This is a genomic window from Clostridium luticellarii, assembly GCF_002995845.1.
Lineage (GTDB): Bacteria > Bacillota > Clostridia > Clostridiales > Clostridiaceae > Clostridium_B > Clostridium_B luticellarii.
In genome coordinates this window covers 1-6,779 of record NZ_PVXP01000108.1, presented here as the reverse complement: position 1 = coordinate 6,779, position 6,779 = coordinate 1, and the positions used below count along the sequence as shown (strand labels likewise).

The 6,779-nt window shown below is 32.2% G+C and carries 8 protein-coding genes; 4 read left to right on the top strand and 4 right to left on the bottom strand.

The window, feature by feature from the left end; genetic code table 11:
- Positions 1–547: hypothetical protein (locus CLLU_RS17685; protein WP_207656030.1), on the top strand; the 547-nt coding region annotated here is incomplete at its 5' end.
- 52 nt (positions 548–599) lie between these two features.
- Here CLLU_RS17685 and CLLU_RS17680 read toward each other — a convergent pair.
- Positions 600–1,157, bottom strand: coding sequence for a CGNR zinc finger domain-containing protein (locus CLLU_RS17680; RefSeq protein WP_106011083.1), 558 nt, complete (start codon positions 1,155–1,157; stop codon positions 600–602).
- Positions 1,158–1,391: 234 nt separating this feature from the next.
- On the opposite strand from CLLU_RS17680, the gene CLLU_RS17675 reads away from it, so the two are divergent.
- Entirely contained in the window at positions 1,392–2,234 is an 843-nt protein-coding gene (locus tag CLLU_RS17675; RefSeq protein WP_242977741.1) for a 4Fe-4S double cluster binding domain-containing protein, read from the top strand.
- 160 nt (positions 2,235–2,394) lie between these two features.
- Positions 2,395–2,652 carry a hypothetical protein gene (locus CLLU_RS17670; protein ID WP_106011082.1) on the top strand — a complete coding sequence of 86 codons (258 nt, stop codon included), beginning with the start codon at positions 2,395–2,397 and terminating at the stop codon, positions 2,650–2,652.
- A gap of 178 nt (positions 2,653–2,830) precedes the next feature.
- Here CLLU_RS17670 and CLLU_RS17660 read toward each other — a convergent pair whose 3' ends face one another.
- Entirely contained in the window at positions 2,831–3,208 is a 378-nt protein-coding gene (locus CLLU_RS17660) for a PH domain-containing protein (RefSeq protein ID WP_106011081.1), read from the bottom strand.
- Positions 3,209–3,356: 148 nt separating this feature from the next.
- Between CLLU_RS17660 and CLLU_RS17655 the strand changes: the two genes are divergently transcribed.
- Entirely contained in the window at positions 3,357–3,881 is a 525-nt protein-coding gene (locus tag CLLU_RS17655; protein ID WP_106011080.1) for a flavodoxin domain-containing protein, read from the top strand.
- Positions 3,882–3,948: 67 nt separating this feature from the next.
- Here the strand turns inward: CLLU_RS17655 and CLLU_RS17650 are convergent, their stop codons facing one another.
- Positions 3,949–5,739, bottom strand: a complete 1,791-nt coding sequence (locus CLLU_RS17650; RefSeq protein ID WP_106011079.1) for a DUF2207 domain-containing protein — start codon at positions 5,737–5,739, stop codon at positions 3,949–3,951.
- Between the two features lie 171 nt (positions 5,740–5,910).
- Positions 5,911–6,624 carry a CAP domain-containing protein gene (locus tag CLLU_RS17645; RefSeq protein ID WP_106011078.1) on the bottom strand — a complete coding sequence of 238 codons (714 nt, stop codon included), beginning with the start codon at positions 6,622–6,624 and terminating at the stop codon, positions 5,911–5,913.
- Positions 6,625–6,779: the final 155 nt, after the last annotated feature.

Here is a 6,779-nt window from a genome sequence, read left to right as displayed (position 1 = left end):
GTATATAAGAATATTAATAAGGAGAGATAATATGGGTATTACAGTTAAAAACGCTATAAAGAAATTCAAATCAGATATACCTGAACATGTAAGTGATAAATTATCACAGTTGGATTCCAAATGTTATTTGCAAAGAAGGCAGTCTGACTACAAATTCAATATACATCAAAAGGAAAACAAGAAGTTGAATTTGCCTACAAATGATGGAAAATGTTGTATGAGAGCTTATGTATATGGGAACCTTATGTTTTCTGAGGATAGTATTTATCTGTCAAATAAATGTATAAACAATTCAGAAGCACTGGAACATGACAGCTATGAAGCAATTTATAAAAAACAATATGATAAATTTATTGAAAAGCTGCAGAACATGGACAGTGAATATGAGAGACAAAATTTTAAAGAACAGAACATGATTACAGATGAGGAAGATGGTATGGAAGGTATAAAGATTACAGATGAAAATGTTGATGAAATAGTGGACGATATCCTTGACAATGTGCTGCCTCTTTCCCAGGAATATATTAAGATATTTTCTGAAATATGAAATATAAGTACAGTCTTTAAAAATTCAAAATAAATAATAATAATAAAATTAGTCATCCAGAATTGGATGCTTTTTTTATTTTATGTCTTTTTCTGAATCTACGTACTTTCACAAGACTTGCACAGGTGTTGTCACACCATTTTCGTGTGTGATTTCTGCTTTCATCATAAAAAAAACATCCGCACTCAGGATTTTTACAAATTTTTATCCGCTTTATATCGTAATTTGTTATCATTTCAACAAAAGATAAAATTATCTTAGAGATAATCTGGTTCAAATTGGATTTATCAGGGATGATATTTAAAATATATCGTTCCTTTTCTTTTTTTAAGACTTTACAAAAAGAAAGGGAAGCAAGGTATTTGTTTATTTCATCTATATCTTTTTGACAGATTGTATTTTTAGTACACAAATTATTTACAATACAATTCAAAAAATCTCTAAATTCCAATAGCTTATCGGTTAATTTCCCATCAAATGTGTCTAAATGAACTAGATCCCATTTTTCACAAAAGCTTTTAAATAGATCTCTATCCTTTAAAGGATCTTTGAAAATTTTGTGGCTTTTATACCACTGGCTGTTAATAAAATCGATACATAAGAAATTCAAAATGTGTAACCTCCACCCGTTATATTGATCGTTACTTGATGATATGTTATTATCAATTATATCAATGTAACTGCTTTATGTCAAAATAACAGTTACATTGTGAATAATAAAATGGGGGAGTGTTTTAAATATGAGCAGCTATAGTGTCACAAATGACTTTATAAGTCAAATTGAGTCCTATGATTCAAAACAAGAATTGTTTCTATTGAGCATATTGAAGAAATAAAATCAAATATGGAAAATACAAGGAAAAACCATATAGACATTAATCTCTGTATAGGAAAATATTTAGATGAATTCAATTATAATACTCTAAAAGTTTCTTTTAAAGCAAGATCAATTATAGTAATAGCAGTTCCACAGCCAGTGTCCAGAATATACTTTACAATAAAAATGAAAAAGAAGCCTGTTATCATGCCGCCAATGTACCTGTTCAATACAAATAGCAAACTTGAAAAAAAGCAGAAAAAAGTAATTGAAGTGACTTCAATTGTTGAAAGGGTACTTTGCAGTATAAATTTTAGAGCGGTAAAAATCAATCTTCCCTGCAAGCTTTTGGCAGTAGGAAGTGGATTGGGCTCGTACGGTAGAAATAATATATGCTATATAGATGATGAAAGCAGTTTTTATTGGATTGGTGTATACATATCAGATATGCCCTGTGAAAATGATACCTGGCAGGAAAATAAAATTATGGATACATGTAAGGATTGCAATCTGTGTCTGAAAAATTGTCCTGGAGGAGCGATAGCAAATGACAGATTCCCAATACATGCGGATAAATGTATTACCCTGTATAACGAAAATGAAGGGGGTTTTCCAAAATGGATGAATTCAAGCTGTCATAATTCACTGATAGGCTGCATGAGATGCCAGAGTGTTTGTCCTGTTAATAGAAAACATATCGATAATATAGAAGATATTGCGGAATTTGATTCTTACGAAACTGAAATGATATTGGCAGGAACCCAATTATATAAACTACCTGAAACAACTTATAGAAAATTGGATACAATCAACTTTGTAGAAGATTATAATTTGCTTGCCCGCAATTTAAAGATATTGATAAGTAAATAAATTCTCATTTTATGACATGAAGTGTTTAATGATTAAATCCATTTTTTGATTTAATGCGCCCAGCCTGGAAAGTAATTATGTATAAATATTATTCATAATCAAAGTAAATCTGAATATATTTTAATAGTAAAATATATTCAGATTTGGGGAGATGATTTTCATGCATGATACCATATTACTGAGTAAAATATCACAGAGCTTAAATAGTTGTTGTAAAGAATTGAAAATTTCAAAGATAAATAAAATGTCTGTTATTGTAAATAAAGATAGCCACATTGATGATAATAATCTACTTCAATATCTTAAGAACTTTAATGAAAATTTAATAGATAATTGCACAGAAATAAGCATTGAAATTGGAGACTTGCCAGATCAAACTGCTATAATTAAAAACATAGAAGGTGATTTAACTGAATAATGATCACAATAGAAAAGTATGTTTATTTGATAACTTCCCTAGAAAGTGGACATATCCACTTATACAACCAAAATTAATTAGTAAAGTTTATAATTGTATATTTAACAATATTGCATAGTATTTTTAAAGGAAAATCATGGAACAATCCCATTGTTCAGAAGGATTGTTCCATAAAAAGCTATTCCAATACATATTGTGCAAGTACACTTTGAACTTCATATATGTTTAGGCTTTTGTTGAACTGTTTCTGTACAGGCTCTGGATTTCCGGATATCCATATTTTAAGTTCGGCATCCAGGTCAAAATGTCCTGAGGTCTCAATGCTGAAGTGAGTGATATTTTTATATGGAATTGAATGATATTCCACTTTTTTCCCGGTTACTCCCTGCTTATCCATCAATATAAGTCTCTTATCAGTAAAAATAAACATGTCACGGATCAATTTGTAAGCTTTTTCAACACTTTCTGAAGCTGTAAGTATATTATCAAATTCCTTTTGCACCTCTTTAACGTCAATTTCCGAGGCATTTCCCATCATTCCATCGAATAATCCCATTTATTCTCCTCCATTAATTATAGTGTATTCATCTAATAATAATTCTACATGACTATGAAAAAATCCTTTTGGATTGATCAGAACACTATGGTATAATTTAAATAATATTTTCTAAAAACAGAATAATTTATATTTTGAGAGGTGGATAATGAAAACTGTAGTGATATACAAGTCAAAAACAGGTTTTACCAGGAAATATGCCGATTGGATTGCGGAAGAACTTTCTGCTGACATTTTTGAATTTGAGAAAGTCACTGCTGATATGCTGGCAGATTACAATACTGTTATCTACGGTGGAGGATTATATGCTGTCAGCATCAATGGAATAAAGCTTATATTGGAAAATTTAGATAAACTCAAAGACAAGAGGATAATTGTATTTGCAACCGGTGCATCTCCGGCAAGGGAAGAAACGTCAGATGAAATAAGAAATAAAAATTTCACGACCGAGCAGCAAAAACGCATACATTTCTTTTATATGAGAGGCGGTTTTGACTATAGTAAATTGAAAACTTTCGACAGAATGCTCATGACACTGCTGAAATGGAAGATAAAAGGAAAAAAAGAATTGACGGAGGATGAAAAAGGTATGCTTGCCATTTATGACAAGCCAGTGGATTTTACGAGAAAGGATAATATAAACAAGGTAGTTGACTGTGTGAGAAAACAGTGAACTACCTTCTGTTTATTTAATCCAATATCAATAGATTCGTAGAAATGACAGTTTGCAGTCAGAACAGTTAAAATCCACCGGCGCCTCCGCCTCCGGAACTGCCGGAACTACTTGAACTTGGGCTACCTGAAAAAGAACCCGAACTGCCGGAGGATCCATTTCCAAAGGAATCGTATATATAGTAGTTGAATTGTTCACTTTTGTTCAAATTCATACTGTCAAATAGGAGGTAATAGTATATCCAGCCCATATCCTGTGAAGGATTGTGGAAGGATTCCATCAGCTTTGACATATTGCTTCTCTCTATCTTCAGGGCTTCCGCATATGGAATGTAGGTTTCTATATAATCTGTACTGGTATTATAAGTAAAATCTGCATTTTTAATATAGTTTTTAAATTTTATCCATTTATTGTATTGAGACTGCCCGTAGGGACTTCTTTTAATACAATAATATATACCGCAGATCATCACGAAGATAGATACAAGCAAGCTGAATATTCCAAAATAAGCTCTGAAAGCAAGAGATACAATAGAAACAATTATGCCTATAACTGAAAACAGTATTAACCATCTGCCGGCGCTGTTGGCTTTTTTGTCATAATAATTTCTTGACTTGACTTCTTCCTCTACAAGTTTTGACCATTTTTGAAAATCACAATAGAAAGATGAATTTTCATTTGATTTCTTTATAGCTGATGTAGTGACAGTTTCACCATCTCCCAGTGTGTCAAACAGCCAGCTTATAAAATATCTCTCATGTTTTAGAAGTTCCTGTGCTGCTTCTTTAACTTTTTTGATTGAGAAATCAACTTTGTCTTTACTATTTTCAAATTCTGTTTTTTCAATGGTTAAATAACCCTTTCTCCATAAATCAAGTATTGTAGCATATGTAGTTCTTCCGTCTACAGTTCTGTTTACCATGTAAGCCGCAACTGCAGGAGTACATTCTTCAGGAAGCTCCGGAGGAGAGTAGGTGCTGTATATATCCTGGGGATTGTTTCTGAATTTCCTCCATACCGAAAACATGGATATGATAAAAAGCAGTCCTAAAATCATGCTTACATAATTGAATATCTCTTTTATCCTGAGGGCACGGGCTATTTTCTGCTGCTGTTTTTCTCTGTAATCTGCTTCTTCCTTTAGAATTCTGCTCAGGGCATTTTCATTCCTTATCTTGGAAGATAGTGGAATTGAACTTGCCGGAAAAAGCACTCTGGTTTCCACCAGTTCTTTTGAATTAACATGAGGAAAGATGTAATCCACACTTCCATTTTTGACAGATGCATTTCCAGATGAAACGGCGTGATAGTAGGCTTTAATATTATTATCCTCTGCAATATCGGGAATATTGATGTGAATTTTTAGTTTATCTATTTCAGTTTCATTGTAATCAGACCAGTATTCATAGAAAAATTCACCTGTATCCTTGTACTTCGTGGCAACATTTTTCATGGTATAGGTTATTTTAAAAGTTTTCTCTTCATCCTTTGAAGGGGAGTAGATTTTGATCCTGTATAGATCTGTATCCTGCTTCAATATTTGAAATACATTGTCGTCTCCATTTTCCGCAGTATTTACTTTTCTAAAGGGTGTTTCCTGTCCGGATTTTGATACATAGGATACTTTTGCATTATACATGCCGTCCGTATTTTTAATGGATACGTCTCTATAAGCTCCATTATATTTTCCACTGAAATTGTAGGTTATAAATTCCACCATATCAATGGAACCATCTTCTTTTATTGTAGTTTCTATGTTGAATTTGGACAGATCTACTTCATCTGAGGCTGAAACATTGAGTGGATTGATAGAAATTATGGTAAATATTACAAAAAAGCATAGAAGAAATTTTTTCATTGATGACCTCCTGAGATTTTTAAGGTTCTATATTAAGATTAAACTCAGATCTATTATCACACATATTTTAGTATACACTAGCTTCTGTTCTTGTGTCTACCACAGGCATATAAAAATAAGAGCCATTTAAGCTAATGACTCTTATTTTCATAAATAACTAAATAAAATTAATTATTTAGCCGGGTTTATAAACATCTGAACCCAGTATGGAGTTCCATTTTTGTCTTTAGCAACTCCAACTCCAATTTCTGTAAAGTTGGAATTTAATATGTTTGCTCTGTGACCTGAAGAATTCATCCACCCGTTCATTACTTCCTCAGGAGTTTTCTGGCCGTATGCAATATTTTCACCTGCTGTCGTGTACTTGATGCCGAATTTGCTCATCATATCAAAAGGTGAACCGTAAGTAGGTGAAGTATGACTGAAATAATTTTTATCAATCATATCCTGGGCTTTAGTTGCTGCCACTTTGGATAATTCGGCATTGGCTTTAAGTGGAGCTAGTCCATTTTTATTTCTTTCCACATTTACCAATCTGATTACTTCATTTGCCTCTGCACTTATAGCAGAAGAAGTTTGTCCACTATTTTGTGATGGTTTTGTAGAATCAGAGGCGGCAGGTGCAGTATTTGATTTCGTGTTATCTGCAGTCTGCGTAGGCTGACTGGCATTTGTCGATGATTTGTCCGCAGCTGCAGTACTGTTTGTAATAATTTTGAAATTTTTGCATTGAGTATATTTATTTGAAAGGTCTTTTATCCAGGTCTGCTGATTTACTGAAGCAGGACAGTTAGTTTCAGCTGCTTTTGCTACGGCAGGTGTAACCGCCGGTAAAGTTCCAGCTATAGTAAGTGCTGCAATTATTGACTTGATTTTTTTATTCATAAAGTAAAACCCCCTAAAATTTTAGTTTTTACTATAATAATAAAAACTTATTTTAGAGTATAAAGAATAAATATGAATATAATGATTCTATTTTGTAAATACACTAAAAACATTTTACAAAATTTACAGAAATTTATGGCAATTAAGGGTTATAA

Bases quoted from the DNA above. Each gene is read 5' to 3' on its own strand.
- CLLU_RS17675 (WP_242977741.1), top strand. From the start codon at position 1,392: ATGGAAAATACAAGGAAAAACCATATAGACATTAATCTCTGTATAGGA.
- CLLU_RS17670 (WP_106011082.1), top strand. From the start codon at position 2,395: ATGCATGATACCATATTACTGAGTAAAATATCACAGAGCTTAAATAGT.
- CLLU_RS17660 (WP_106011081.1), bottom strand. From the start codon at position 3,208: ATGGGATTATTCGATGGAATGATGGGAAATGCCTCGGAAATTGACGTT.
- CLLU_RS17655 (WP_106011080.1), top strand. From the start codon at position 3,357: ATGAAAACTGTAGTGATATACAAGTCAAAAACAGGTTTTACCAGGAAA.
- CLLU_RS17650 (WP_106011079.1), bottom strand. From the start codon at position 5,739: ATGAAAAAATTTCTTCTATGCTTTTTTGTAATATTTACCATAATTTCT.
- CLLU_RS17645 (WP_106011078.1), bottom strand. From the start codon at position 6,624: ATGAATAAAAAAATCAAGTCAATAATTGCAGCACTTACTATAGCTGGA.